Source organism: Paenibacillus sp. HJGM_3, assembly GCF_045062745.1.
GTDB lineage: Bacteria > Bacillota > Bacilli > Paenibacillales > NBRC-103111 > Paenibacillus_AA.
This window is the reverse complement of sequence record NZ_JBJGED010000030.1, coordinates 34,769-60,743: the sequence shown is the minus strand read 5'-3', so window position 1 is coordinate 60,743 and position 25,975 is coordinate 34,769. Positions and strand designations below refer to the sequence as shown.

At 57.2% G+C, this 25,975-nt stretch carries 28 protein-coding genes; 25 read left to right on the top strand and 3 right to left on the bottom strand.

Annotation, left to right across the window (positions count from 1 at the left end; translation table 11 throughout):
* The first annotated feature begins 16 nt into the window (after nt 1-16).
* The 11 genes from ACI5FR_RS26950 to ACI5FR_RS26900 all read left to right on the top strand — a co-directional run bounded on the left by ACI5FR_RS26950 (nt 17) and on the right by ACI5FR_RS26900 (nt 11,932).
* Nucleotides 17-1,495 (top strand): sulfatase, encoded by a 1,479-nt coding sequence (locus tag ACI5FR_RS26950; protein WP_405460247.1) that lies wholly within the window; start codon nt 17-19, stop codon nt 1,493-1,495.
* A 108-nt stretch (nt 1,496-1,603) separates the two neighbouring features.
* Nucleotides 1,604-2,341: a HoxN/HupN/NixA family nickel/cobalt transporter gene (locus ACI5FR_RS26945; protein WP_405460246.1), complete on the top strand. Its 738-nt coding sequence runs from the start codon at nt 1,604-1,606 to the stop codon at nt 2,339-2,341.
* 121 nt (nt 2,342-2,462) lie between these two features.
* Entirely contained in the window at nt 2,463-3,665 is a 1,203-nt protein-coding gene (locus tag ACI5FR_RS26940) for a D-alanyl-D-alanine carboxypeptidase family protein (protein ID WP_405460244.1), read from the top strand.
* Nucleotides 3,666-3,678: 13 nt separating this feature from the next.
* A complete protein-coding gene (locus ACI5FR_RS26935) occupies nt 3,679-4,284 on the top strand; it encodes a nucleoside recognition domain-containing protein (RefSeq protein WP_405460243.1) in 606 nt (201 codons plus the stop codon).
* A gap of 6 nt (nt 4,285-4,290) precedes the next feature.
* Nucleotides 4,291-4,824, top strand: coding sequence for a spore maturation protein (locus tag ACI5FR_RS26930; protein WP_405460240.1), 534 nt, complete (start codon nt 4,291-4,293; stop codon nt 4,822-4,824).
* A 186-nt stretch (nt 4,825-5,010) separates the two neighbouring features.
* Complete coding sequence (locus ACI5FR_RS26925; RefSeq protein ID WP_405460238.1) at nt 5,011-5,760, top strand: pseudouridine synthase; 750 nt, start codon at nt 5,011-5,013, stop codon at nt 5,758-5,760.
* 65 nt (nt 5,761-5,825) lie between these two features.
* Nucleotides 5,826-6,350, top strand: a complete 525-nt coding sequence (resA, locus tag ACI5FR_RS26920) for a thiol-disulfide oxidoreductase ResA (protein WP_405460237.1) — start codon at nt 5,826-5,828, stop codon at nt 6,348-6,350.
* Between the two features lie 19 nt (nt 6,351-6,369).
* Nucleotides 6,370-8,043, top strand: coding sequence for a cytochrome c biogenesis protein ResB (gene resB, locus ACI5FR_RS26915; RefSeq protein WP_405460235.1), 1,674 nt, complete (start codon nt 6,370-6,372; stop codon nt 8,041-8,043).
* Entirely contained in the window at nt 8,040-9,299 is a 1,260-nt protein-coding gene (ccsA, locus tag ACI5FR_RS26910) for a cytochrome c biogenesis protein CcsA (RefSeq protein WP_405460233.1), read from the top strand. The genes resB and ccsA overlap by 4 nt, the downstream gene beginning before the upstream one ends.
* 28 nt (nt 9,300-9,327) lie before the next feature.
* Complete coding sequence (locus ACI5FR_RS26905; protein ID WP_405460232.1) at nt 9,328-10,047, top strand: response regulator transcription factor; 720 nt, start codon at nt 9,328-9,330, stop codon at nt 10,045-10,047.
* Between the two features lies 1 nt (nt 10,048).
* Complete coding sequence (locus ACI5FR_RS26900; protein WP_405460231.1) at nt 10,049-11,932, top strand: ATP-binding protein; 1,884 nt, start codon at nt 10,049-10,051, stop codon at nt 11,930-11,932.
* Between the two features lie 117 nt (nt 11,933-12,049).
* Here the strand turns inward: ACI5FR_RS26900 and serA are convergent, their stop codons facing one another.
* Nucleotides 12,050-13,639 (bottom strand): phosphoglycerate dehydrogenase, encoded by a 1,590-nt coding sequence (gene serA / locus ACI5FR_RS26895; protein ID WP_405460229.1) that lies wholly within the window; start codon nt 13,637-13,639, stop codon nt 12,050-12,052.
* Between the two features lie 578 nt (nt 13,640-14,217).
* Between serA and ACI5FR_RS26890 the strand changes: the two genes are divergently transcribed.
* Nucleotides 14,218-14,541 carry a rhodanese-like domain-containing protein gene (locus ACI5FR_RS26890; RefSeq protein ID WP_405460228.1) on the top strand — a complete coding sequence of 108 codons (324 nt, stop codon included), beginning with the start codon at nt 14,218-14,220 and terminating at the stop codon, nt 14,539-14,541.
* Between the two features lie 58 nt (nt 14,542-14,599).
* On the opposite strand, the gene ACI5FR_RS26885 is transcribed toward ACI5FR_RS26890, so the two are convergent.
* The gene (locus ACI5FR_RS26885; protein ID WP_405460226.1) at nt 14,600-15,523 is read right to left on the bottom strand and encodes a hypothetical protein; all 924 of its coding nucleotides are present in this window, start codon (nt 15,521-15,523) and stop codon (nt 14,600-14,602) included.
* A 79-nt stretch (nt 15,524-15,602) separates the two neighbouring features.
* Between ACI5FR_RS26885 and ACI5FR_RS26880 the strand changes: the two genes are divergently transcribed.
* Both ACI5FR_RS26880 and ACI5FR_RS26875 read left to right on the top strand, forming a co-directional pair.
* Entirely contained in the window at nt 15,603-16,199 is a 597-nt protein-coding gene (locus tag ACI5FR_RS26880) for a CPBP family intramembrane glutamic endopeptidase (protein ID WP_405460224.1), read from the top strand.
* Nucleotides 16,196-16,474, top strand: a complete 279-nt coding sequence (locus ACI5FR_RS26875; protein ID WP_405460222.1) for a hypothetical protein — start codon at nt 16,196-16,198, stop codon at nt 16,472-16,474. The genes ACI5FR_RS26880 and ACI5FR_RS26875 overlap by 4 nt, the downstream gene beginning before the upstream one ends.
* Here the strand turns inward: ACI5FR_RS26875 and ACI5FR_RS26870 are convergent.
* Nucleotides 16,408-17,253, bottom strand: coding sequence for a polysaccharide deacetylase family protein (locus ACI5FR_RS26870; protein ID WP_405460220.1), 846 nt, complete (start codon nt 17,251-17,253; stop codon nt 16,408-16,410). The genes ACI5FR_RS26875 and ACI5FR_RS26870 overlap by 67 nt on opposite strands.
* A gap of 194 nt (nt 17,254-17,447) precedes the next feature.
* Here ACI5FR_RS26870 and ACI5FR_RS26865 point away from each other — a divergent pair, with 194 nt between their 5' ends.
* From ACI5FR_RS26865 to ACI5FR_RS26815, 11 genes are all read left to right on the top strand, one after another.
* Entirely contained in the window at nt 17,448-17,774 is a 327-nt protein-coding gene (locus tag ACI5FR_RS26865; protein WP_405460219.1) for a hypothetical protein, read from the top strand.
* A gap of 254 nt (nt 17,775-18,028) precedes the next feature.
* Complete coding sequence (locus ACI5FR_RS26860) at nt 18,029-18,637, top strand: genetic competence negative regulator (RefSeq protein WP_405460217.1); 609 nt, start codon at nt 18,029-18,031, stop codon at nt 18,635-18,637.
* 100 nt (nt 18,638-18,737) lie between these two features.
* Entirely contained in the window at nt 18,738-19,433 is a 696-nt protein-coding gene (gene prsW / locus ACI5FR_RS26855; RefSeq protein WP_405460216.1) for a glutamic-type intramembrane protease PrsW, read from the top strand.
* 54 nt (nt 19,434-19,487) lie between these two features.
* Nucleotides 19,488-19,643 (top strand): hypothetical protein, encoded by a 156-nt coding sequence (locus ACI5FR_RS26850; protein ID WP_405460215.1) that lies wholly within the window; start codon nt 19,488-19,490, stop codon nt 19,641-19,643.
* Between the two features lie 121 nt (nt 19,644-19,764).
* Nucleotides 19,765-21,120 carry a germination protein YpeB gene (ypeB, locus tag ACI5FR_RS26845; protein WP_405460214.1) on the top strand — a complete coding sequence of 452 codons (1,356 nt, stop codon included), beginning with the start codon at nt 19,765-19,767 and terminating at the stop codon, nt 21,118-21,120.
* A gap of 252 nt (nt 21,121-21,372) precedes the next feature.
* On the top strand, nt 21,373-22,026 hold the full coding sequence (locus tag ACI5FR_RS26840) for a flagellar brake protein (protein ID WP_405460211.1): 654 nt from the start codon (nt 21,373-21,375) through the stop codon (nt 22,024-22,026).
* Nucleotides 22,027-22,088: 62 nt separating this feature from the next.
* Nucleotides 22,089-22,373, top strand: coding sequence for a hypothetical protein (locus tag ACI5FR_RS26835; protein ID WP_405460208.1), 285 nt, complete (start codon nt 22,089-22,091; stop codon nt 22,371-22,373).
* A 140-nt stretch (nt 22,374-22,513) separates the two neighbouring features.
* On the top strand, nt 22,514-23,194 hold the full coding sequence (gene cmk / locus ACI5FR_RS26830) for a (d)CMP kinase (protein ID WP_405460206.1): 681 nt from the start codon (nt 22,514-22,516) through the stop codon (nt 23,192-23,194).
* 4 nt (nt 23,195-23,198) lie between these two features.
* The gene (locus ACI5FR_RS26825) at nt 23,199-23,786 is read left to right on the top strand and encodes a lysophospholipid acyltransferase family protein (protein ID WP_405460205.1); all 588 of its coding nucleotides are present in this window, start codon (nt 23,199-23,201) and stop codon (nt 23,784-23,786) included.
* 128 nt (nt 23,787-23,914) lie between these two features.
* Nucleotides 23,915-25,156 carry a 30S ribosomal protein S1 gene (gene rpsA / locus ACI5FR_RS26820; protein WP_405460203.1) on the top strand — a complete coding sequence of 414 codons (1,242 nt, stop codon included), beginning with the start codon at nt 23,915-23,917 and terminating at the stop codon, nt 25,154-25,156.
* 166 nt (nt 25,157-25,322) lie between these two features.
* A complete protein-coding gene (locus tag ACI5FR_RS26815; protein ID WP_405460201.1) occupies nt 25,323-25,970 on the top strand; it encodes a YphA family membrane protein in 648 nt (215 codons plus the stop codon).
* Nucleotides 25,971-25,975: the final 5 nt, after the last annotated feature.

Here is a 25,975-nt window from a genome sequence, read left to right as displayed (position 1 = left end):
AGAGGGGAACGTGGTAATGAAAGCGATCATGATCATGTTCGATACGCTCAATCGCCGCATGCTGTCGCCATATGGCTGCGATTGGACGCATACGCCGAACTTCCGGCGTCTGGCGGAGCGGTCGGTAGTATTCGACCGGAGCTATGTCGGAAGCATGCCGTGTATGCCGGCCCGCCGCGACCTGCACACGGGCAGATACAATTTCCTGCACCGGAGTTGGGGGCCGCTCGAGCCGTTCGATGACTCTTTGCCCGAACGGATGGCCCAGCACGGGGTATACTCGCACCTCGTAACCGATCATCAGCATTATTGGGAAGATGGCGGAGCGACGTACCATACGCGCTACAGCAGCTTCGACTTGATCCGAGGCCAGGAGGGCGACCCCTGGAAGGGAGAAGTCCGGGACCCGGTCATCCCGGACAGCCTCGGCACGAATACCGGGAACATGGTTCGGCAGGATTGGATCAACCGAAGTTATATCCGGGATGAGGGTGATTTCCCCCAGGCACGGACGTTCCGGAGCGGTCTGGAATTCATACGGGCGAATCACGCGGAAGACAGCTGGTTCCTGCAGCTCGAGACGTTCGATCCGCATGAACCGTTCCATGCGCCCCAGCGGTTCCGGGAGTTGTACACCCATACATATGAGGGGAAGCATTTCGATTGGCCCTCCTACCGCAGCGTCACGGAAACGGTGGAAGAGATTGCGCATATCCGTTACGAATACGCGGCGTTGCTCAGCATGTGCGACTATTATCTCGGTCAAGTGCTCGATCTGATGGATGAGCTCGGTCTGTGGAGCGATACGATGCTGATCGTCAATACGGATCACGGCTTCCTGCTCGGCGAGCACGACATGTGGGCGAAGTGCCACATGCCCTTCTACGACGAAGTGTCGCACACGCCGTTGTTCATCTGGGATCCGCGCAGCGGGAAGCGGGGCGAGCGCCGGAGCAGCCTCGTGCAGATGATCGACATGGCGCCCACGCTGCTCGAGTACTTCGGCATCGACCCGACGCCGGACATGCAAGGCAAGTCGCTCCGGGCGACGATTGAGCGCGATGAGCCGGTTCGGGAGGCCGCATTGTTCGGCATACATGGCGGCCATGTCAATTGCACCGACGGTCGTTACGTCTACATGCGCGCCCCCGTATCGGCGCATAACAAGCCCCTCTACAACTATACGCTGATGCCGACGCATATGCGGAAGCGGTTCTCACTCGATGAGCTGCGTACGCTCGAACTGGCGGAGCCGTTCGCCTTCACGAAGGGGATTCGCCCGATGAAGATCGAGGTGAGGAGCGCCAATCAGCTGCACCGGTTCGGAGATCTGCTGTTCGAAATGGAAGCCGATCCCGGCCAGCAGCATTCTTTGAGCGACCCGGAGCTGGTGGAGCGTATGCAAGCTAAGCTGATCGAGCTGATGGAAGCAACGGATGCGCCGGAGGAGCAATACGAGCGCATTGGGCTTAACCGAAAGAAGCTGCCTTCCTGAACGATCGGATACAACCTTGCCCAAATAATCATTGGCAAAACGTGCCGGATGCCTCATAATGAGAACGTGTGCATAGAGAGGATATCGGGTACGAGGGGAAGTGTTCGTTTGGAGGTTGGATTGCTTTCGATTCTGGGTCTCGGTTTTTTGATGGGCATCAAACATGCCATTGAACCGGACCATATCATTGCGGTGTCGACGATCGCGAGCCGCAGCAAGAACTTGTGGCGTTCGTCGCTTGCCGGCGCATTCTGGGGAATGGGGCATACGGCGACTTTGCTCATCGTCGGGTTTTTCCTATTCCTGTTCAAGAGCGAGATCAGCGACAAATGGTCGATGTCGTTGGAATTTCTGGTGGGCATCATGCTTGTCGTGCTCGGGGTTTCCAGCTTCCGCACGTTCAAGCAGCATATTCACGCGCATGACCACAGCCACGGAGAGAGCAGCCATACGCATTTTCATGTGATCCACGACCACAGCCATAGCCACCATCACCACGGGGAAACGTCGGAGCACGGCAACAAGAACGGCTTCTCTTACATGAAATCGGTGCTTGTGGGCCTCGTCCACGGATTGGCAGGCAGCGCGGCGATGGCGCTGCTCACGATGTCGACGGTCGACTCGATGTGGGAAGGGATGCTATACATAGCCATTTTCGGCTGTGGGACGATTCTTGGGATGCTGCTGTTCACGACAGCGATCGGCATTCCGTTCGTGCTGACGACGCGCCGGTTCCGGCTCAACCGAACCATGACGTGGATGACCGGCGCACTGAGCGCCTTGTACGGCGTCTATTACATGTACAATCTCGGCGTAACGGAAGGGCTGTTCGGGCTGTGGTTTTAAACGTCCGCCCTTGAAAATGGAAGAGTGATTCAAAGAAGGCATGCCTGGGGAGGGCATGTCTTTTTCTATGTGCGGCCGCATATACTTGTACCGATTGATGTACAGGCAGGAGGTTCAACGAATGAACCAGATTAGAATATCGCGATTCCTCTGGAGTGTCTCGCTCTCCCTCATCCTAGCGATGGGCATCGCCCATGCGGCTTGGGCGGCCCCCAGCCCCGCCTCCAGCCCAACCCCCACCCCGACGGCCGTTTCGACGCGGGCGGAAGCGGCCTCGCTAATCGACGTGCAGTCCGGGCGCGTACTGTATGCGAAGCAAGGGGACAAGCAAATGCGGATCGCGAGTCTCACGAAGATTATGACCGCCATCGTGGCGATCGAGCAGGGAACGCTGTCGGACATCGTGAAGGTAAGCCGCAACGCGGCCGGCAAGGAAGGGTCCTCCATCTACCTCAAGGAAGGGGAGGAGATGAGCCTGCATAACCTGCTCTATGGGCTCATGCTGCGTTCCGGCAACGATGCGGCGACCGCCATCGCCGAGCACATCGGGGGCTCGATTGAAGGGTTCGCCTACCTCATGAACCAGCAGGCCGAGCTGCTCGGAATGGACCACTCCCACTTCCAGAACCCGAGCGGACTCGATGAAGCCGGCCATTACTCCACTGCGAACGACATGGCCAAGCTGACGGCATATGCGCTGCGCAATCCGGCGTTCCAGGATATCGTGAAGACGAAAGAGAAGTCGGCGCCGAACCCGAACGAGCCTTGGGATTACAAGTGGAGGAACAAAAATAAAATGCTCACGATCTACGAAGGGGCGGACGGTGTAAAAACCGGCTATACGAAGTTGGCTCTGCGCTGTCTCGTCTCCTCCGCGACCCGGGGCGGGCAGCAGCTCGCGGTCGTAACGCTGAACGATTCCGACGATTGGAACGATCATACGAAGCTGCTGAACTACGGCTTCTCCACATACCCGCTGAACGAGATCGTGACCGAGGGCGACCGTCTGGAAGGCCAGACGGTCACGGTCGGCCGATCGTTCCGGTATCCGCTGAAGGAGGAGGAGAAGACGACGGTACGCAAGGAAGCGGTGCTCGCGAACAGCAAGAGCCCCGGCTATGCGTTCGGCGATCGAGGCTTCTTGCGCATCTATGTGAACGATACGCTGGCCGGCACGGTGCCGCTGTATGAGGCGAACAGCCCTCGGATGCAGTCGGCCAAGAAGGAGCAAGCCTCATTCAGCTATGTGACGGTACGGGGGAGCTGGCCCGCGGCCCTGAAGCTAGCGTGGATCCGGCTGCTCTCCGCCGGGAGCACGGATTAGGAGGGGATTCATCGTGGTGAACTTCATTTGGTTGTTTTTTCTGATCGCCGGCTTCATCGCAGCGGCGCTCCAAGGACGCATTGAATTGATGACGGAGGCGATCTTCGAGGGCGCCAAAACCGGGGTGACCGTGTGCTTCGGGCTGATCAGCATCCTCGTGTTCTGGATGGGGATGATGCGCATCGCCGAGGATGCCGGCCTGCTGCGCAAGCTGGCCGTCCTGCTGCGGCCGATCGTGCGCTTCCTGTTCCCGGATGTGCCGAAGGATCACCCGGCGCTCGGGTACATCATGTCGAATATGAGCGCGAATATTCTTGGCCTGGGCAACGCGGCGACGCCGATGGGCATCAAGGCGATGCAGGAGCTGCAGAAGCTGAATCCCGATAAAGATACCGCCAGCGCGGCGATGTGCACCTTGCTCGCCATGAACACCGCCAGCATTACGCTCATCCCGACGACGCTGATCGCCATCCGGATGAACTTCGGCTCCGCCAATCCGGCGGAGATCGTAGGCACGACGCTTCTCGCGACCGCCGTCGCCACTGTGGCCGCGATCGCACTCGACCGGTGGTACCGGTACCGTAGTCTGTCCTCGGGCAAAAGCAAGCCGAAAGGATGATGCCGAATGTACGCACTCATCTCGATGCTCTCGGCATGGGCGATTCCGATTATTGTAGTGCTCATACCGCTATATGCGTTCTACCGCAAAATTCCCGTCTATGAAACGTTCGTGGAAGGAGCGAAGGACGGGTTCGACACCGCCATCCGGATCATTCCTCCGCTCGTCGGGATGATGGTTGCGATCAGCGTCTTCCGGGCATCCGGCGCCATGGATTGGATTCTCGGGTGGTTCCGACCCGTGTTCGATGCCGTCGGGGTGCCGAGCGAAGTGATGCCGCTCGCCTTGCTGCGCCCGATCACAGGCTCGGGCTCTCTCGCTTTCACCGCCGAGCTGATCAAGCAATACGGCGCCGATTCGATGATCGGCCGGATCGCCTCCACGATTCAGGGCAGCACCGACACAACGTTGTACGTACTGATCGTCTACTTCGGCGCCGTCGGCATTCGCAAGGGCCGGTATGCGCTGAAGGTCGGGTTGTTCTCCGATTTGGTCGGCTTCGTAGCCTCGGTAGCGATTTGCCTGCTCATTTTTAGTTAACTTAATAGGGTCAAGCGCGCCGATGTGGCGGATCTTTCCTATCATCAGGAAAGGATCCCCACTTTTTTATTTTTCAATTTAGCTTTGTTCAATCGGGCGCTTCCTGGGGACAAGCTTGTGATTTGCACACAGGATCGGTAATATAAAGCTGAGATCACAAGAATGAGTTGGAGCTGAACCGAGACGATGGAACGATTGCAGAAGGTGCTGGCGCAAGCCGGGATCGCCTCTAGAAGAAAATGCGAGGAATATATCACCGCCGGCCGTGTGCAGGTGAATGAAGAAACGGTGACGACGCTGGGCGCCAAGGTGGACCCGCTGACTGACGTCATTACGGTGGACGGAAAACCGATCAAGTCCCAGACGCTCGTGTATTATGTGCTGAACAAGCCTAAGGGCGTCATTACGAGCATCACCGACCCGGAGGGCCGTCAGACCGTGGCCGATTATATCAAGCATATCGAAGAGCGCGTCTATCCGGTAGGCCGCCTGGATTACGATAGCGAAGGCTTGCTGCTGCTGACGAACGACGGAGAGCTCGCGAACCTGCTCACGCATCCGAAGCATCACGTCCCGAAGACGTATCACGCTACCGTCCGCGGAGTGCCGCACGGCTCGCTGATGGAGAAGCTGAGGACGGGCATCGAGCTGGAAGACGGCATCACCGCTCCGGCGGAAGTAGAATACCATGACGTCGACCCGGACAAGAACGAGTCCGTCATCGCCATTACGATCTATGAGGGCCGCAACCGCCAAGTGCGCCGCATGTTCGAAGCGATCCATTATCCGGTCAACCGGCTGAAGCGGGTTCAGTTCGGATCGCTCCTGCTGTCGGGGCTGCCCCGGGGCAAGACGCAGAAGTTGACGCCCACTCAAGTGAAAGACCTGCGGCAAAGCGCCCTCGAGACACATAATGTTCAAAAAAGGCCGGATTAGAACCGGCTAGGATTCGTTATAATGAAGGCAAGATAAGAGACATTCCAGTTTGAAGGTGATGGGTGATGGGAACAAATAGAAAAAGAATCCAAATCATCATTTTTGTCGCCGTGTTGCTGATAGGCGGGTATACGATCGGGAACAGCTTATTTGCCAAGGAGTCGATTCCGAAGGAAGGGAGCACGGCTCCTAATTTTTCGCTCCAGGGCATGGACGGCAAGACGCATGAGCTGTCGGATTATCGGGGGAAAGTGGTGGTCGTGAACTTCTGGGGCAGCTGGTGCGAGCCGTGCTATACGGAGATGCCGGCGATTCAGAACAGTTATGCGAAGTGGAAGGATCGCGGGGTCGAAGTGCTCGGCCTGAATCTGGACGAAAGCCCGGTCACGATCCAAAACTTCATGAAGCAATATGGACTCACCTTCCCGGTTCTGATCGACAACGAGCTGCGTATGCGGGACAAGTACCATGTGAAAAATTACCCTACTACGTTTTTCATCGACGGCAACGGCAAAATTGAGAGAATTCAAATCGGAGGCATGGACGAGGCTTATCTCGAACAGACGTTAACCGCCATGTTGAACAAGTGAGGAAGGAGGCGCAGACGGTTTGATCACGAACACGAAATGCGAATGCGGCCACCAGAATCACGTCGGGACGGTCTTGTGCGAATCTTGCGGGAAGCCTCTTAATGAGGATGTGAGCGAGGAGCTGCTGGAGATGCGGTACGACGGGGTCGCCCGCCGGTCCCAGAGAGCGAATCCAGGCTGGCTCGACCGGGTGTGGAACTTTTTCTCCTCGGTCAAAATCGCCATCTACCTTATTCTCGCAACGCTTGTAGGGGCGATGCTGGGGACGATCTATCCGCAGGAGAATACGTTCCTTAATCTGGATCCGGCCGTCTACTACGAGCAGACGTACGGGACGCTGGGCATGATCTACTACAAGCTGGGGCTGTCGCACACGTACAGCTCGTGGTGGTTCATTACGCTCCTCGTCATGATCGGCACCTCGCTCGTCATCTGCAGTCTGGACCGGGTGCTGCCGCTCTATCGGGCGCTCAGCAAGCAGCAAATTCGCAAGCACATGCAGTTTTTGATCCGCCAGCGCGTTACTTATTCGGCGAAGCTGGAGCTGGATCCGGAGTCTGGGGCGGACGAGCAGTGGGTCCAGAGAATGGCCGAACAGCTGCGCCGCAAAAGATACCGCGTCCATACGGACGGCTCCGCGCTGCTCGCCGAGAAGCACCGGTTCAGCCGCTGGGGACCTTATGTGAATCATATCGGCCTCATCATCTTCCTGCTCGCGGTTGTCGCGAGGAGCATTCCGGGCTGGAGCCTCGATTATTACATGGGCTTCCTCGAGGGACAGCCGGTCCCGATTCCGTCGACGCCGTATTACCTCAAGAACGAGCAATTCACTGTGACCTACTATGACGAGAACGAGATGTCGGATAAATTCCGGGACCGCAATCAAACGGTGGCCAAGACGTACGAGACGAAAGCCGTGCTCTACGAATGCGAGAAGGACTGCAACAGCAAGACGAAGGAACCGCAACTGAAGGAAGTGGCGCGGCATGACATCCTGGTGAACAAGCCGCTCGAATACAAAGGGCTTTTGGCGTATCAATTCGATTTCTCCGAGACGCCGCAGCTGCTGTCCGTCAGTCCGATGCTGAAGAACAAAAAGACGGGCGAGCAGTTCGGGCCGTTTAAGCTCCGAATGAAAAATCCGGCGGACACATACGTCGCAGGTCCATACAAGCTGACCATGAAAAGCTACTTCCCGGATTTCGGCTTGAACGACGCCGGCCAGCCGGTTACGAAATCGAACGACCCTAACGCGCCGGCATTCGTGTTCTCGATCACAGGTCCGAATTTGCCCGCGGAAGGCGAAGCGTTCATGTACTTCCCGCGGGAAGTGGACAAGGTGAATTTCCGCCAAGATGCGATCAACGGGGCGATCGGCAGCCAGTGGGACATCTCGGTGAATTCCATGCAGGATGTCGAGATCGCGAATTACACGAGCTTCCTGAACATCCGCAAAGATCTGGCGCTCCCCTATATATGGGCGGGCTCGGCGCTCTTCATGATCGGCGTCGTCATGGGCCTGTATTGGCAGCATCGCCGCATTTGGATTCGCATCGACGACGGACAGGCCCTGACGCTGGGCGCGCATACGAACAAGAATTGGTACGGCCTTCGGCATGAGGTAGCCGCCGCGCTCAAGGCGCTCGACCTGCCCATCGATCCGAAGCAGCTTGCGAATGAGGTGAAAAAGTGAGTTTAGAGTCGGTCAGCAGCACCTTTTTATTGTTTGCGTTCATTTTCTACTGCTTGTCGTTCGGGCTGTTCGCCATCGCCATTACCGGCAAGCGCTTCAGCGCCCGCGAGCCTCAGGAGCATACCCGCCTGTGGAGCCGGTTCGGCTTCGGCGTCGCGGTATTGGGCCTGATTACGCACCTGGTGTTCTTCTTCACCCGCTGGGCAGCGGCAGGCCATATTCCGACGAGCAATATGTTCGAATTCATGACATTCCTCGCGATGATGACGATGGTCGCCTTTGTCATCGTATACTTGATCTACCGGGCACCGGTGCTAGGGCTGTTCACTACGCCGGTCGGCTTCATTATTTTGGCGTATGCCTCCGTCTTCCCGCACGACATTCAGCCGTTAATTCCGGCCCTTCAGAGCTATTGGCTGAAAATCCACGTGACGACGGCCGCCGCCGGGGAAGCGTTCTTCGCGGTCGGGTTCGCCGCGGGCCTCATGTACTTGATCCGCGTCGTCGACTATACCGACTCGAGCAAGCGCGGCAAGCGTTCCCGCCGCGGCATCGAGCTCACGATCTTCACGGTGATTCTCATCATCTCGTTCGTTGTAAACGTATTCGCCTTCCAGGCGATCGGCTACGAGGCCAAGTTCGATCGCGAAGTCGTGAAGATCGACAATGCGGGGGTGGAGACGACGACGACGGAGACGGTCGATTACGTGCTGCCTCCGATCGTGAAGCCCTACAATAGCAAAGTGATCTCGATGGACCCCTTCTTGGGCGCCAGTGAGCCGCTCTTCACCGCACCGTCCTGGATGAACGGTGTTAACGCAGGGCGCAAGCTGAACACGGTGATTTGGTCGTTCTTGACCGGCGCCGTCCTGTACGGCCTGGCCCGTCTCGTGCTGCGCAAGCAGCTGGGCGCGGCGATCCATCCGGCGATGCAAGGGATGGATGCGGAGGATCTCGACGAGATCAGCTATCGGGCGATCGCCATCGGGTTCCCGGTGTTCACGCTCGGGGCGCTCATCTTCGCCATGATCTGGGCGTCGGAGGCGTGGGGCCGGTTCTGGGGCTGGGATCCGAAGGAAGTGTGGGCGCTGATCACATGGCTGTTCTACACGGCCTATCTGCATTTCCGGCTGTCTCGGGGCTGGCACGGGCTCAAGTCCGCCTGGCTGTCGGTAATCGGGTTCATCGTCGTTATGTTTACGCTCATCGGGGTTAATTTGATCATAGCAGGTCTTCATTCTTACGCTGGCGTTTAAGAAATCCTTCTAAGGAGAGGAACGTCCCATGAACGATTTGAAAGCGAACATCTTGATTGTGGATGATGAAGAACGCATTCGCCGCTTGCTTCGGATGTACTTGGAGAAGGAAGGCTTCTCCATCGAGGAGGCCGAGGACGGAGAGACGGCGCTAAGCCTTGCGCTGGACAACGATTATGACCTCGTGCTGCTGGACTTGATGCTGCCCGGGATGGACGGGATCGAGGTGTGCACGAAGCTGCGTCAGGCAAAGGCTACGCCGGTCATCATGCTGACGGCGAAGGGCGAAGAAGCGAACCGGGTACAGGGCTTCGAGGTCGGCGCCGACGACTATGTGGTCAAGCCGTTCAGCCCGCGCGAAGTGATCTATCGCGTGAAGGCGATCCTCCGCCGCTCCTCGGCGACCGCTTACTTGGCGAAGGACACGATCAACACGAGCAACAACATCGTCTTCCCGAACTTGCTGATCGAGCACGACGCGCACCGCGTCACGGCCGGAGGGCAGGAGGTGGCGCTCACGCCGAAGGAATACGAGCTGCTGCATTATTTGGCCTCTTCGCCGGACAAAGTGTTCTCCCGGGAGGATTTGCTGAAGGACGTTTGGAACTACGAGTTTTTCGGCGACCTCCGTACAGTAGACACGCATGTCAAGCGGCTGCGCGAGAAGCTGAACAAGGTGTCGGCGGAAGCCGCCTCGATGATCACGACCGTCTGGGGCGTAGGCTATAAGCTCGAGGTGCCCAAATAACGTGAAACTGTGGAAAAGCGTCGTCGGCAAGCTCTGGATGACGATCATCGTGCTCGTGGCCGTCGTGCTGCTTATTAACGGGCTGTTCATGGGTCAGTTCCTGGACACGAACTTCGCCAATTCGAAGGACCAGGAGATCAGTCTTCAGAAGCTGGCCGCCAAAGTATCGGATGACCTTAACAATCATCAGCAGGACGTCAATTACCTGAACGCCGTGAACGAGCTGCTCGCAGCCCAGGACGCGGCTCTTGTCGTCTTGGACGCCCAATTGGAGGAAGCGTTCGCGAATCCGGGGGCAGAGGCATTGCCCAAGTTCAAGGCGATCGATATTTTCTCCCAGGATGAGCTCGTCGGGGTGACCGCAGGCGGAGGGACGTCGAAGCGGATCTTCGTCGATCCCGGCAGCGGCAAGCGGTTTATGGCCGTCGCGGTTCCCCATCCGAATAAGCTGACGGGGAAGCCGGGCGGGCTCGTCATGATCTATCAATCGCAAATAACGCTCAGCAATACACAGGCCTACTTCCGCAATTTATTTTTCATCGCCGCCGTGGTCGGGTTCCTGCTCACTACGTTGTTCGCCTTCTTCCTGTCGACCAAAATCACCCAGCCGCTACTGCAGATGAAGAAGGCGGCCGGCTACATTACGCTAGGGGAGTACCGCACACGCGTGCCGGTCAATTCCAGCGACGAGATCGGCGAGCTGGCCCAGTCGTTCAACCATATGGCGGGGCAGCTCGATGAGACGATCCATGCGCTGAATCATGAGAAGGAGCATTTGTCGAGCGTGCTGCGCAGCATGACCGACGCCGTCGTGACACTGGACGCGGACGGAGTCGTCATCCTGACGAATCCGCCCGGGGAGAAGCTGGTTCGGGAGTGGCTCGACCTAGAGTGGTCGGATACAGACCAGGACCCGGAGCAAGAGCAGGGCGATAGCGAAGACCGGAAGGGTACAGATCCCGAAGCCCGGCCAGATGAGGCGAATCCGCCGCACGTTCCCGTTCCGCTCCAAGCGTTGTTCGACTCGGTCGTGCAGGACAGCCGCGAGGCGACGTCGACTATCCACGTCCGCAACAGCGTCTATTCCGTCGTGATGGCGCCCTTGAATGCCGGCGAGAGCTTGCGCGGCGCCGTTGCGGTGCTGCGGGACGTGTCGGAGGAACACCGCCTCGACAAGCTGCGCAAGGACTTCGTGGCGAACGTCTCCCACGAGCTCAGGACGCCGCTGTCGATGCTGCAGGGCTACAGCGAGGCGCTGCTCGACGACATCGTCTCGACGCCGGAGGAGCGGCACGACGTCGCCCAGGTGATCCATGACGAATCGCTGCGGATGGGGCGGCTCGTGCAGGATTTGCTCGACCTCGCCCGGATGGAGGCCGGCCACCTCGAGATGCACTTCGGGCCCGTCGACCTGAACGCCCTCGTGATGCGCGTCCAGCGCAAATTTTCCGCGCTGTGCCGCGAGAAGGGGCTGACGTTGAACGTCGAGTTCGAGCCGGACTCGATCCGCCTGGATCATGCCGACGAGGATCGGCTCGAGCAGGTGCTGACGAACCTGTTGGATAATGCGATCCGGCACTCGTCGCCGGGCGGGGAACTGGCCATACGCGCACGGACGGTGACGACGGGCGGCAACCCGGCGGTGCGGCTGCAAGTGTCCGACCAAGGGCAAGGCATTCCGAAGGAGGACGTGCCGTACATCTTCGAGCGGTTCTACAAGGCCGACAAAGCGCGCACCCGAGGCAGCTCGAGCTCAGGGGGAACCGGGCTCGGCCTTGCCATCGTCAAGAACCTTGTGGAAGCCCACCAAGGCACGATTACCGCCGAGAGCGAGCTGGGCCTAGGGACGACATTTTCCATCACGATTCCTAATCATTCCACATAAAACAAAAGGATTTTTCCGAGGGCTTCCTCGGAAAAATCCTTTTTATGTTGAACAAACGAGACAAATCTTGTTTATCGTGGAACATTACACATGCCTTACACGGTGAATCAAGGAGCCTTATAGCGTAATTTCGCGCACCCGCTTCAGCTCCGGCAGCTTGCCGAGCTCGAGGAGCACGTCCTTCGGCGTCGGCTTATCGACCGTCAGCAGCATAACGGCGGAGCCGCCGATGTCCGTACGGCCCACCTGCATCGTCGCGATGTTGACGTCGTTGTTGCCGAGCAGCGTCCCGACCTTGCCGATGATGCCCGGCTTGTCGTTATGCGAGATGAGCAGGATGTGCCCGGTCGGAGCGATGTCGACCGGGTACGGGCCGAACCGGACGATCCGCTCGCCGTAGCCGGCCAGGAGCGTACCGGACAGCCATCTTTCCTCGTCCTTCGTCTTCAGCGTGATCGTGACGAGATTCGTGAATGTAGGAGCGGCGGTCGATTTCTCGATCACGACCGCTACGCCGCGCTGCTTGGCCAAGTGAGTCGCGTTGACGATGTTGACCTGCTCCTTGCCCAGGTGATGGGAGAGTACGCCCTTCAGCACATAGCGGGTGAGCGGGTTCATATCGAAGTCGGCCAAATCCCCGGAATAGTTGATTTTGATTTCTTGCACGGCGCCTTCCGTAATTTGCGCGAGCGACAGGCCGAGCTTCTCGCACAGATTGAAGTAAGGCTGTATTTTGTTCAGCACCTCGGCCGGCACCGGCGGCATGTTCACCGCGTTCCGGAACGGCTCGTCGCGGAGGATGTTCAGCACCTGCTCCGAGACGTCGATCGCGACGTTCTCTTGCGCTTCGATCGTGGAGGCGCCCAAGTGCGGGGTCACGATGATCTTCGGATGCTTCAAGAACGGATGGTCGGCGCGAGGAGGCTCTTCTTCGAATACGTCGAAGGCCGCTCCGGCCACGATGCCTTCGTCGATCGCCTCGACGAGCGCCAGCTCGTCGATGATCCCGCCGCGCGCACAGTTCACGATGCGCATGCCGCGCTTCATGACGTCGAATTGCGGCTTGGAGATCATATGACGCGTCTCGGGCGTCAGCGGGGTATGGACTGTCATGAAGTCCGCGCTCCGGACGATCTCGTCCACGCTCGCCAGCTTAATACCGAGCTTCTCCGCCCGTTCTTCGCTCATGAACGGATCGAAGCCCATGATCGTCATGCCGAAGGCGATCGCGCGCTTCGCCACTTCCGTGCCGATGCGGCCGAGGCCGAGGACGCCGAGCGTCTTGCCCCGAAGCTCGACGCCGACGAACGACTTGCGGTCCCAGACGCCTTCGACCGTCTTGCGATAGGCTTGCGGGATGTGGCGGGCGAGCGCCATCATCATCGCGAACGTATGCTCGCATGTCGTGATCGTATTGCCGTCCGGCGCATTGATGACGACGATCCCGCATGTCGTGGCGGCGTCCAGATCGATGTTGTCCACGCCGACGCCGGCGCGGCCGATGACCTTCAGGTTCGTGCCGGCTTCCATAATGCGTTCCGTTACCTTGGTCTGGCTGCGCACGAGCAGGGCGTCATATTGGCCGACGATCGCGACGATCTCGTCCTCGGAGAGACCGGTTTGCTTGTCGACTACAACGTCCTTCGCTTCGGCCAGCTGCTGCAAGCCGTGATCGCTGATCGGATCGGAGACTAACACTTTGTACATAGTAAGATTCCTCCCTTTTCTGTATCCCTTGCCTCATAACAGGATGTACATCAAAAAATCAAAAAACTCCCGAACTCCATACGTCGTCGGAACGTATAGAAGGGACGAGAGTTTGTAATCGCGGTGCCACCCAACTTCGCAGCTCGCTTGCGCAAGACTGCCTTATCGGTCATGCGAGCATGACCCGGAAGAGATAACGGTCTCGGGACCGACTCGCGCTTAGTCCGCCTCGGAGAGGAACGGTTTTCGCGGAGTAGCTCGGGAGCGGAACGGGGTAAAGGCGCTGCCGGTTCGCATCGACCACCGGCTTTCTGGTAACGGGACTTTATCCGATTCTCCGTCAAAGCCATTGCTTTGTTTGCTTGTTTCCTACTGTATCACGCGATCGCATCTCATGTCAATCAATTAGAGACACATTAATGACATTGCGGAGCAGGTGCATTCGGGAATCGTCAAACAATCGACACAATTGCCCGCCGGCCTTGAAGTGAGCCGTTATTTTCGCTATTGTTCTAGTAAAGACACTTTGACCGGAGCGGGAACGCCCGGCGAATACGTTCGGAGGAGAAACCTTTTTCATGTCCTATACGTATATTCACCCAAAGGCATTCGCGGAGCTGCTCGAGCGCTGGACGCCGGAGCAAGGGACGATTATCGACGTTCGCGAACCTTATGAATGGGAGTATTACCATCTGGAGAACAGCCGGCTCGTCCCGATGAATACGGTCCCGTCCCGCATGGACGACTGGTCCAAGGACGAGACGCTCTATATCATTTGCGCACACGGCGTTCGAAGCGAAACCGTCAGCCACTACTTAGCGGAGCAAGGGTACACGCATGTCATCAATGTTAACGGAGGCATGGCGGCCGTGGCTGAGCTTCGAGGGTTTGCCTACGACTGAACGCGTCGGCAACCCAAAAAGCCTGCGCGATGAGGGCACAGGCTGGTGACGGCGAAGCTTATTGCTCGGAGAAGAACGGCAGCTGCGGGAGAGTTTCGTTGCCGAAATATTTTTGCTTCCGCTGGATGAAGTCGCCGGGGCGAACCGCGTTTGTGCCGAGCAGCGTGTCGATCATCGCCGGGATGTCGTTCAAGTTCATCTTCTTCGCCTGGCCGGAAGCGATCAGCTCCTCGATCCGCACCGTGATGTCCTGCGGGTAGACCGCCGTGAATTGGCGGCTGTTCAGGACGAGGTTCGCCGTCGCGTTGTTCTTCACGATCAAGCTCATCTGCGCCCATTCCTTCATAGTGAGCGGTGATTTGCCCAGCTGATCGAGCCCTGGCACATTCGGATTGATCGTCTCGTTCCACTTGGTCATCGCGGCGTAATATTGCTGCTGGCCTTGGAGAGCGAACCGCTTCGCCTCCGCCAGGAAAGAGTCTTTCTCGAGCTCCGAGAGCAGCGTATGGATCGGCATGCCGTTCGCCTTGCTCTGAAACTTCTTCAGCGTATCGGAGAACAGCTGCATGCTCTTCATATAGTTTTGCTGCGCCTCCACGAGCAGGGGAGACGTAGCAGGCATCGGGACGTTAAAGGCGGTCTCCATCTTTTGCGCCGCGAGCCGGCTCAGATCCTTCATCACATCGGAGGGGTCGACGGACGGGGAGCCTTGGTCCAGCTGCTTCAGCTGGTCGAACCATTTCAACTGAAATTCCCGATAAGGGACGAGCACGCTGTGGTAGAACGAGACGAGATGCTGCTGATCGTAGGCGCCGGGCTTCCGGGCGGCTTCTTCCTGATTTTTCATGATAATGGCGTATTTCGTTTCCGTTTTCTCTCGGCCGATCTTGACCCCATAGAAAAACGCTCCAGCGATGCAAACGAGCATGAAGACGATGATGAGCGAGAACAAATAATCCCCGCGGGTGAGTCGCTTTTCCATAATTTAGCTCCTTGTCCAGTGTCGTAACCTAGTATAGGGGATAAAGCATGAATTGTGAACCGGGTAGACCAGGAGACATATGAAGAAATTCGATTTCAAAAAATTCAAGGTTCGGTTCGCGCAGCCGTCCGAGCTGACCGACCGGCTGCTCGTCATCAATCTATACGTCACCCAGGCCATTACTCTTATTGTCGGCATCTTGATCGTATTATTTCAGTCCCGTAATCCGGTCTCCGTGCTGGGACTTCCGAATTCGTATTCGATCCTGATCTGGGGAGCGGGTTTCGCGGCCGCGGTCCTGATCGTCGACTTCGTGATCTCGCGCTGGGTGCCGGAGGACGTAACCGACGACGGCGGCATCAACCAGATGCTGTTCGGGACGCGTCCTCTCTGGCATATCGCGGTCATGTCCGCCATCGTCTCGATCTGCGAGGAAATGCTTTTTCGGGGAGCGATTCAGCACGCGTTCGGGCCTTATTGGACGAGTATTGTGTTCGCCGCGATCCACGTCCGGTATCTCCGCCACTGGCTGATGACCGGACTCGTCTTCAGCATCAGCTATGGCCTAGGGTGGATATATATTCAGACTAATACCCTATGGACACCGATTGTAGCGCATTTTATTATTGATTTCGTTATGGGTTGCATTATTCGTTATGGGAGGAAATCGCAGTGATAGGGGACAAGAAACACACTGTCCTAGGTTCAATGGATCGACCGGATCCGAGTGCTCTCGACGACGAGCGTCGTCTTCCGCCGCGCCGGGTCATCCATCCGAACGACGCTTCCAAGTGGAGCCGGGTATTCCAGTTCAGTTTGGTGCTCATGCTGTGCATGCTGATCGCAGGCATGGTCATTTGGTATCACGTCTATTCGGACTCGGATCAAGGCGTGGCCGCAGTCTCGATGGAACTGGGGTCGACGAACGAATATCCTTTCGCCTCGAGCTGAGTGATCAGCTCGTCGAGCGCATCCGCGGTCCAAGGCACCTCGTGCATTAATATATTGCTTCCATTGTGAAGCTGCTCCAGAACCCTCTTGATTACGGCAGGAGGGTTTTGATATTTTTCTACCCAATCCTCGGATCCGTTCGACCACGTCATGTACAGCAGCTTCTCCTCCTTCGCCCGCTGCTTCACATAATCGCTGCCTGACCCGTACGGAGGCCGGAAGAATAAGGGAGCAGAGCCGACGGTATCGCGCACGAGCTGCTGTACGTCTCGGATCTGGGCATCGACCTTTTCCGGCTTCTCTTTCTTAAGATCGATGTGATCCCAGGAATGATTGCCGATCGTCTGGCCTTTGCTGTGGATCAGCTTCAGCAGCTCGGGATGCTGCTTCACCCGGTAGCCGTTCACGAAGAAGATCGCCTTCGCCCGGTGCTTCTCCAGCGCGGCCAGCAGCTTCTCATTCAACTCCAGCTCTTTCGGTCCGTCGTCGAACGTGAGCAGCACCACCTTCTTGTTCCCGTTCGGGTCGATCGGGACGACATCGTAGTTGGCGTTCAGCCGATACGTGAACTTAACGGGTTCGGATGTTGGAGCCGCCGTAGGCGCTGGGGCTGGCGTTTCTTGGGGTGTGGGAAGAGATGTACTCGAAGGAACGACGGACGGGACCGCGGACGGCGTTTGCTCCCCAGCCGGGACGGATGCGGTACAGGCGGACGCTACGCTTCCGATCAGGGCGATCAGCGCCCATGTGCGGCATTGTATAGAGATGAAAGGTTTCATATGAGATCTCCTGTATGCAAAATGGTCGAAACGATTGCCGGCGACTCACAGTTAGTGTTGACCTATTGTAGCATTTCAGTCTGTCTGCCGAACAGGCATGGCTTTCCTGTTTTTTTCAGGGATGGACCTGGCCCGCAGGGCGAACACTACGTCATGAATCGAAATCACTCTGGTTCAGGATGGAGGGGAACAAGATGAGAATGGGAGCATTTCTAGTGGGCGGTCTTGTCGGGATCGGCGCGGTGATGGCTTGGAACCGGAGAGGCCGTCATATGAACATGAACATGAACTTCTCCGCGCTTACGAACCGTGCTATGCGGATGATGAATCGGGCCAAGGACAAAGGCCAGGAGGCCGTGAAGTCCGCCTCTAACGTTAAGGACAAGCTCGACTTCGGATTTGGGATCGACGAGCTGAAGGAAATCATTTACCGGGATCCGAAAGTGAAGCAGCAAGTGCAGGAAATCCTGGACCATCACGGAGCCTCGATCGAGAAGCGTTCGCATGCCCTAACCCAATAATTCCAAATAGGCGTGTTGAAAGTCCGGCATTCTCCGTTCGAGAACTGCCGGATTTTTACGTCGTTCGGATTTCCAGGACGTCTGTTACATACTTATGAGACGATGGCCCATCGGATACAAGTTGCCTTCATTATTTACGTGCATTGCGCATAAAAAAATGATAACATATATGAAACAAGCCTGATCTTTCGTTCACCATTCTTTCTATGAATTCATAATCTGTTCTAACAGAGTATGGAAAGGGAGGTCCTGTCATGAAGATCGAACGATTGAGCGTGGATAAGATTAGGATTTTCCTTACTTTCGACGATTTGAAGGAGCGCGGCATTCAGAAGGAAGATATGTGGCGCGAAATCCCCCGGGTCCATGAGCTATTCAGTGAAATGATGGAACAAGCCTACAACGAGGTCGGATTCGACGCGACCGGTCCGCTCGCGGTGGAAGTATTCCAGTTGCCGGCGCAGGGCATGGTCGTCATCGTCACTCGAGGCAAAGTGCACGTAGGGGCGGACGGCGATGTGCTGGACGAGGAAGAAGTGGAAGATGTGTACGAGATGGAAGTAACGATGGAACAGAGCGACATGATCGCGTTCGCGTTTCAGGATTTCGAACACTTAGTACGAGCTGCCAAGGTCATCGCCGGCATCGGGCTGGAGCACGGGAGCTTGTATTCCTATATGAACAAGTGGATTCTGCATGTGGATCCGTCGGAGCTGGAAGAAACGAAGTTTCACGCCTTAATCGCCATTCTGTCCGAATTCGGGGAAGCGACGTCGGTTACGCCGGCCGTCCTCATGGAATACGGCAATACGATCATCGGCGAGTCGGCGATCAAGGTGCTATGCACGCATTTCAAGAATTAACTGCGGCCGTCCAGACGCCCCTAGTGAAGCATCTTCAAAAACGTTACGTTTTTGCGGGTGCTTTTCGCTTGTGTATGATACGGAAAGGAGGGAAGCGAGAATGGAATGGTTGTCGATCATAACGGCTGCCGTGGCACCGGGCGTCGCTCTGCTCGTGTACTTTTACCTGAAGGACTTGTATGATGCGGAACCCATCGGCATGGTAGTACGGGTGTTTCTCTTTGGCGTTCTGCTCGTGTTCCCGACCATGGTCATACAGCGGACGCTAGTGCTGGGGCTCGGGGAGAACAATTTGCTGTTCGCCTTCGGAATTACCGGCTTCGTGGAGGAGTTCGTCAAGTGGTTCATCCTGTACTTCGCCGTGTTGAAGCATGCGGCCTTCGACGAGCCGTACGACGGCATCGTATACGCGGTCAGCATCGCGATGGGTTTCGCCACACTAGAGAACGTCATTTATGCGCTGACGAACCATTTTTCTTTGTCTGCGCTTATGTTCCGCGCTTTGCTGCCTGTGTCCGGACATGCCCTGTTCGGCGTCATGATGGGCTATTACATGGGCCGGGCCAAGTTCGGCACGCCGTCCGAGAAGTCGAAGCTGCTGTTCCTATCGCTCCTCATTCCCGTGTTTTGGCACGGGTTGTTCGACTACATCCTGCTGCAGGTGTCGACGTATTGGGTTTGGTTTATGGTCCCGCTGATGGTGTACTTGTGGCTCCGGAGCTTGTGGAAGGTGCAGCGCGCCAACGCCCGATCGCCTTTTCGCCTCGTTCGCCGCGAAGATGAGGTTAAAAGCTGAGCGTTTCGTCTATACTGGGGGTATACATTCCGCAAATTTACGGGAGGGGAGCCCATGATAGGCGAACGCATTAAGGTTCGGATTCGGTGCAGGCAATGCGGGGAACGGTTCGTATTGCGCGGCCGGCGCGAGAAAGACAAGGTCGAGACCGGGTTCAAAATGTGCTTGTGCAACAACCGGGACGATTTTGAAGTCGATTATGACGTGTAAAATGAGAAGGTTTCCGCGAGGAGGCCTTCTTTTTTTTGAGCTCGCGAGAATGGATGCATAAAGGCTTCGCCCCCGACGAAAACTATTGACAGTTTTGGTGGATGAAAGGAGCGAACCTTGGATGTACAGACGATTAAGCGGCATTATGTTCCCCATTGTCACGCTGCTCCTGGCTGGAGCCGTATTGTGGGGGTATCAAGTGAACCAAGAGAAAAACTCGATTCTGCTGAAGGCGGAGAATCAATACCAGCGGGCGTTCCACGACTTGTCGTACCACGTGGACCAGCTGCAGCGCGAGCTGGGCAATTCGCTGGCGATCAATTCCACGTCCCACGCCTCGCAGCGGCGCGGGTTGGTGAACGTGTGGCGCATTACGAGCGAAGCGCGCAACGAGATCAACCAACTGCCGCTTACGCTTATGCCGTTCAACAAGACGGAAGAGTTCCTGAGCAACATCGCCAGCTTTTCCTACCGAGTGGCCGCCCGGGACTTGACGAAGGAACCGCTGTCCCCGGAGGAGCTCCAATCGATGTCGGCGCTGCACGAGAGGTCTAAAGAAATCTCGACCCAGTTACGCGATGTCCAATCGCAAGTTATCGCCAACAATTTGCGATGGATGGACGTGGAGGTGGCGCTCGCTTCGGATGAGAAGGCGCTCGACAACACGATCATCGACGGCTTCCAGACCGTCGACAAAAAAGTGAGCGAGTACGATGACTTGAACTGGGGCCCTTCCATGGCCGGCCTGTTCGAGAAGCGTTCCTTCCAGGCGCTCTCGGGACCCGTCGTGACCGCGGACGAAGTCAAGCAGAAGGCGGGTGCGTTCCTCGGCATCTCGGACTTGAACACGATTCACGTCGTGGAGAACGGCGATGGCATCGAATACAGCTCCTTCAGCGTCACGACGAAGAAGCCGAATACCCAGGAAGACATCTCGCTCGACTATTCCAAGAAAGGCGGCGAGATGATCTGGTACATGAACCCGAGAACCGTGAACGAACGGAATCTGAGTCCGGAGAAGGCGCGCGAGGCCGCGCAGTCCTTCCTGGAGGCGCATGGGTATAAGGGCATGACCGCCGTCAGCTATGACGAGTACCAGAATGTCGCCAACATCACGTTCGCCGGGCAGCAAAACAACATGATCGTGTATCCGGAGAAGGTCACGGCCATGGTGGCGATGGACAGCGGCGATGTGACGGGTTTGCAAGCCGCGGACTACTTGTTCGAGCACAAGGCGCGCGAGTCGAAAGCCCCGGCGCTGTCGATGGAGCAGGTGAAGAAATCGCTCAACCCGGCGCTTCAGGTGTCGCATGAGACGCTTGCGATCATTAAAAACGAGCTGGACAAGGAAGTACTGTGCTATCAGTTCTCGGGCAAGATCAACGGGGGCGACTACCGAATTTTCCTGAATGCCGACACCGGGAATGAGGAAAAGGTTGAAGAACTTAAACCTGTTGACGTTGAGGTTAGCGCGTAAAAGAGAAGATAAGCACTTCACCAAGAAGCGGCCGCCGGCCGCTTTTTGGTTTGTCCGGGGATCGCTCCATCCGAGAGGTCAATCCATGGAATCCGATTTCAACAAACGGTCGGAGCCCTTCCTCATGCCCCCAAGCGTAAATTGAATGGCTAAGGAGTAACCGTGTCATCCCTACTGTTCCCAAACAAAGGGGACGTGGTATAATCAGGATATTGTGCGACTGAGCATGAATGAACAGGGGTGGACCAGCTAGTGCTTCCAAAAGTGAACTCTGTGCTGTATCTTCAGGTCAACTCGATCGACGAGGATGAAGCCAAGCAAGAATACAAAGCCCGCATCGCGGATGTGAACGCCAACTACATCTCGATGGAAGTGCCGATTCATACGAGCACCGGGAAGCTGAAGCGGTTGTACGCCGGCGACCAGATTTCCGCCTATTTCGTCACCGATGGCGGCGTGAAGAACTATTTCAATTCGGTCATCCTTGGGTTCAAGGAAGAGGTGCTGCGCCTGGTCCTGCTCAAGCCGCCGGAGCCCGGGCAAATCACGCAAGTGCAGCGCCGGAACTTCCTGCGGGTGCCGGCCGAGCTGGAGCTCGCGGTGAAGCTCTCGGAGCAGATGCAATTCCTCGCTACAACGGAGGATGTCGGAGGGGGAGGCGTTTCCTTTTATTGCGACGGCCGTATCCCGCTGGCCAAACATGACAGCTTGAACAGCTGGCTGCTCACGCCCTATAAGAACGGACAAGTGGAGCACGCCAATTTCACCGGGGAAGTCGTCCGGACGAAGCCGCTCGAGACGGGCAAGCAAATCGTCATGATGTCGTTCACCGATATCCAGGACGTCGAGCGCCAAAAAATCATCCGGTATTGCTTCGAGCGGCAGCTCGACTTCCGCAAGCGTTAAGAGAATACGCGGACAGCCGCGTGGGTACAATAAATGGAAACTACATCCATCAGGTGACCACGATGCGTACGAACAAACCGAACGAGCCGAACGAGCCGACTTCGGCGGATACCGGAGGAAGCCAAGCGACCGAGCAGCAAATCAAGGACGAAAGTACGGAACGGTCCTATGAGGACTTGTTCCTCCGGTGGTCGGATCGCTGGGAGCGGATCATCCGCGTCGCCATCATCGGGCTGCTGGCTCTGCTGCTTGCCGGTCAGGCTTTATTGCAATGGCCGGTTTTCCGCCAAACCGTAGTGAAGGTAGAGCGGCTCGAAGGACACCCTTATCCCGCTCCGGAGCGATAGGAGTACGGTTTGCAGGTGGCAATGACTTGGGATTCATGGTATCATGGACAGCGATACGAACCGGGAGCCCCACGGATGCCAGTGGGGTTATTTCTTGAGAGCTGGCCTATCTTTTGTGCATTTTTAGGAGGAGTTAACCGTTGGACAAGTTTAACATCGCCATTGACGGCCCTGCGGGGGCCGGGAAGAGTACGGCGGCCCGGCTGGTAGCGCAGAGGCTCGGCTTCATCTATGTAGACACCGGCGCGATGTATAGAGCCGTTACATGGAAAGCGCTTTCGCTCGGCTTGCGCCCGGATCAGACGGACGCCATAGCCGCCATGGCCGATTCCATGGAGCTGGAGATCCTGCCGGGAGCGAACGGCCAGATCGTACTCGTGGACGGCCGCGACGTGACCGAGGAGATCCGCTCCGCCGCGGTTACCTCGAACGTGTCGGCCGTCTCCCAGATCCCGGAGGTGCGCGCGCGGCTCGTGGGCATGCAGAAGCGGATGGCCGACGAGAAGGGAGTCGTCATGGACGGCCGCGACATCGGTACGCAAGTATTGCCGAACGCGGAAGTGAAGGTGTTCCTGACCGCCAGCGTCAAGGCACGCGCCGCCCGGCGTTTTGAAGAGATCAAGCTCAAGCAGCCGAACATCACGTTGGAACAGGTCGAGCAAGACCAAGCCGAGCGGGATCGGATGGACCAGGAGCGGGAAGTCTCCCCGTTGCGGCGGGCGAGCGACGCCGTGCTGCTAGACGCGACCGAGCTGAACCCGGAGCAGGTGGCGGAGCGCATTCTGGAAATCTCGCGAGCGTCCTCGGGGAAAGGAGCCTAGCTCTATGCTGTATCGCACGTGTCGAGTTCTGCTGCGGATCATTTTCAAGCTTGCTTTCGGCTTGCAGTCGTTCGGGAAGGAAAACATCCCGTCCGGCGGAGGGCTTATTCTATGCTCGAACCATATCAGTCTGATCGATCCGCCGCTGGTGGGCACGCCGTTGTCGCGCCGAGTGCATTTTATGGCTAAGGAAGAGCTGTTCCGGATTCCCGGCTTCGGCCGATTCATTCGGGCGTTGGGCGCCTTCCCGGTCAAGCGCGGAGGCGTGAGCAAAGAGTCGATCCGCCTCGCCACGCAGCTGCTGAAGGATCAGAACGTGCTCTGCATCTTCCCGGAGGGTACGCGCAGCAATGCGGGAGGGATGGGCAAGAAGGGAGCGGCGTCGCTCGCCTTCAAGGCGGACGCGATCGTCATTCCGGTCGCGATCGTCGGCAACTATCGGCTGTTCCGCCGGATGCGCATCTATTACGGCCCGCCTGTGGATTTGTCCGAGTTCAAGGAGAATCCGTCCTCGGAGTCGCTGGAGCTCGCAACAGAACGGATCATGTCGGATATTCGCGGCATGGTTGAGCGGTATTCTCGGCAGAAATAGTTGGGAATACGGGGAAACTCATGAATCGAACATTGCTTCGAGCGTATGGAAATGGTATCTTGGAATTATACTACTGAATATGTCTATAGATGATCGCACAGGTTGTCTTGTCGAGGAGGTCCTTACCAATGTCAGAAGAAACGAATGTACAATCCACCGAAGCGGTGCAGGAAGCAGCCGATACCGCCACGCCGGATTTCGCGAACGTAGCCGTTATTAAGAAGGGCAGCGTCGTGTCCGGTAAAATCGTCAAGATCGAGGACAATCAAGCCATCGTCGATATTGGTTATAAATATGACGGCGTCGTTCCTCTGAAGGAGCTGTCTTCCCTCCAACTGGAGAACGCCGGTTCCGCGGTACAAGTCGGGCAAGAAGTTGAACTCAAGGTCATGGAGCTGAACGATGCGAAGGAGCGTCTCGTACTCTCCAAGCGCGTCATCGACGGTGCGAAGGCATGGGACGAGCTTCAAGCGAAGCTCGAGAGCGGCGAGATCATTGAAGCGGAAGTGGCCGAAGTCGTCAAGGGCGGCTTGGTCGTAGACGTAGGCTTGCGCGGATTTATCCCGGCTTCCATGGTGGAGCGTCATTTCGTAGAAGACTTCTCCGATTACAAAGGTCGTACGCTCCGTCTGAAAGTAAAAGAGCTCGACCGGGAGAAGAACAAGGTCGTACTGTCGCAGAAGGACGTACTCGACCAAGATTTCGAAGCGAACAAGCAGCAAGTGATGGCTAACCTGTCGGTCGGCCAACAATTGGAAGGCACCGTTCAACGTCTCACTCCATTCGGCGCATTCGTCGATATCGGAGGCGTGGACGGCTTGGTGCACATCTCCGAGATGGCATGGCACCATGTGAAAGAGCCTTCCGAAGTCGTGAAGGAAGGCGACAAAGTTACCGTGCAAGTGCTGAAGGTGGATCCGGCAGCGGACCGCATCAGCTTGAGCATCCGGGCGGCGCAGCCGGGACCGTGGCAACAGGCGGCCGGTCAATTCGCGCCTAATACGATCGTTTCCGGCACCGTGAAGCGCCTTGTATCGTTCGGCGCCTTCGTGGAGATCGCGCCGGGAGTAGAAGGACTCGTGCACATTTCCCAGATCGCGCACCGCCACATCGGGACACCACACGAAGTGCTGAAGGAAGGGCAAGAGGTTCAAGTGAAAATCCTGGACTTCAACCCGGACGAGAAGCGCGTGAGCCTGAGCATCAAGGAGACGGAAGAAGCGCCGGAGCAGCCCGCAAAAGCCGACAAGCGTCCGGAGCGTCGCGAGAAGCAGCCGCAGCTTCAGAACGAGAACGTCTCGCTCTCCAACCAATCGATGAGCCTGACGCTCGGCGAGCGGTTCGGCGACAAGCTGAGCAAGTTCAAATAAGAGATGACGACCAGAACGACTGTTTTCCGACAAGGGAGGCAGTCGTTTTTTTCGTTTTTTGATCCTGGGTTCCCCGCACATGTCACTTGATGCGCGGGAAGACTAAAACCCCCCGGAAACAGAAATACTAGGCAAAGCAGGTAGGGGCAGGTGAACGAATCCCGTTATGAATCCCGGCTACTTAAGCCTTATCCTTTTATGCTCGGCCGTCATCCTGCTCGCGAGCGGGTGGAAGTCGGCCCTCTTGCCCGGACTTCGCGACCGGGGACTGATCGCGTTCCTGATCGGCTGGCTTGTACTGAGTCAAATCCACATCCCAGGCCCCGGATCGGCGCAGGCGGAGATCGGACTGGTCTTAATCCCCATTCTTATCTTCGTCCTGCATCGGATCGGATCGTGCGAAACGCCCGTGAAGGGGCTGCACCTGGTCTCGATCGGACTGTTCCTCGGGTCCTTGTACGCCTTGCTTCATCATGCCCTCCGGGCCGATCCGCTGCTGCTTCCGCTTCATTCGCCCGTAGCCGCCGGCATCGTCGTAGGGCTGACCGCTCTCTTCCTGACCCGGGACCCGGGCGATCAGCTGTGCGTCGTTTCCCTGGGAATCGTCATCGGGACCGGGTTAGTCGCCTATGTGCGGCAGAATACGGTTCCCTTTCTATGGGGAGGCCGCACGTTTCAGGACGAATGGTGGGCATCGGTCGCCGCGGTCCGGCTTGCTTCCCTCGCCTTCGAATCTGTATGGGTGGCGAGTTCCGGACTGATGCGGAAGCGGCTGGTGCGCGAGGAGCGCGACGAACAAGAGAGAGAGGAGTGACATCC

Coding starts and splice junctions, on each gene's coding strand:
- ACI5FR_RS26950 (WP_405460247.1), top strand. CDS start 17: ATGAAAGCGATCATGATCATGTTCGATACGCTCAATCGCCGCATGCTG.
- ACI5FR_RS26850 (WP_405460215.1), top strand. CDS start 19,488: ATGATAGGCGAACGCATTAAGGTTCGGATTCGGTGCAGGCAATGCGGG.
- ACI5FR_RS26925 (WP_405460238.1), top strand. CDS start 5,011: ATGGAACGATTGCAGAAGGTGCTGGCGCAAGCCGGGATCGCCTCTAGA.
- ypeB (WP_405460214.1), top strand. CDS start 19,765: ATGTACAGACGATTAAGCGGCATTATGTTCCCCATTGTCACGCTGCTC.
- ACI5FR_RS26905 (WP_405460232.1), top strand. CDS start 9,328: ATGAACGATTTGAAAGCGAACATCTTGATTGTGGATGATGAAGAACGC.
- ACI5FR_RS26835 (WP_405460208.1), top strand. CDS start 22,089: ATGCGTACGAACAAACCGAACGAGCCGAACGAGCCGACTTCGGCGGAT.
- ACI5FR_RS26890 (WP_405460228.1), top strand. CDS start 14,218: ATGTCCTATACGTATATTCACCCAAAGGCATTCGCGGAGCTGCTCGAG.
- rpsA (WP_405460203.1), top strand. CDS start 23,915: ATGTCAGAAGAAACGAATGTACAATCCACCGAAGCGGTGCAGGAAGCA.
- ACI5FR_RS26880 (WP_405460224.1), top strand. CDS start 15,603: ATGAAGAAATTCGATTTCAAAAAATTCAAGGTTCGGTTCGCGCAGCCG.
- prsW (WP_405460216.1), top strand. CDS start 18,738: ATGGAATGGTTGTCGATCATAACGGCTGCCGTGGCACCGGGCGTCGCT.
- ACI5FR_RS26940 (WP_405460244.1), top strand. CDS start 2,463: ATGAACCAGATTAGAATATCGCGATTCCTCTGGAGTGTCTCGCTCTCC.
- ACI5FR_RS26930 (WP_405460240.1), top strand. CDS start 4,291: ATGTACGCACTCATCTCGATGCTCTCGGCATGGGCGATTCCGATTATT.
- ACI5FR_RS26860 (WP_405460217.1), top strand. CDS start 18,029: ATGAAGATCGAACGATTGAGCGTGGATAAGATTAGGATTTTCCTTACT.
- serA (WP_405460229.1), bottom strand. CDS start 13,639: ATGTACAAAGTGTTAGTCTCCGATCCGATCAGCGATCACGGCTTGCAG.
- ACI5FR_RS26870 (WP_405460220.1), bottom strand. CDS start 17,253: ATGAAACCTTTCATCTCTATACAATGCCGCACATGGGCGCTGATCGCC.
- resA (WP_405460237.1), top strand. CDS start 5,826: ATGGGAACAAATAGAAAAAGAATCCAAATCATCATTTTTGTCGCCGTG.
- ACI5FR_RS26865 (WP_405460219.1), top strand. CDS start 17,448: ATGAGAATGGGAGCATTTCTAGTGGGCGGTCTTGTCGGGATCGGCGCG.
- ACI5FR_RS26815 (WP_405460201.1), top strand. CDS start 25,323: ATGAATCCCGGCTACTTAAGCCTTATCCTTTTATGCTCGGCCGTCATC.
- ACI5FR_RS26885 (WP_405460226.1), bottom strand. CDS start 15,523: ATGGAAAAGCGACTCACCCGCGGGGATTATTTGTTCTCGCTCATCATC.
- ACI5FR_RS26825 (WP_405460205.1), top strand. CDS start 23,199: ATGCTGTATCGCACGTGTCGAGTTCTGCTGCGGATCATTTTCAAGCTT.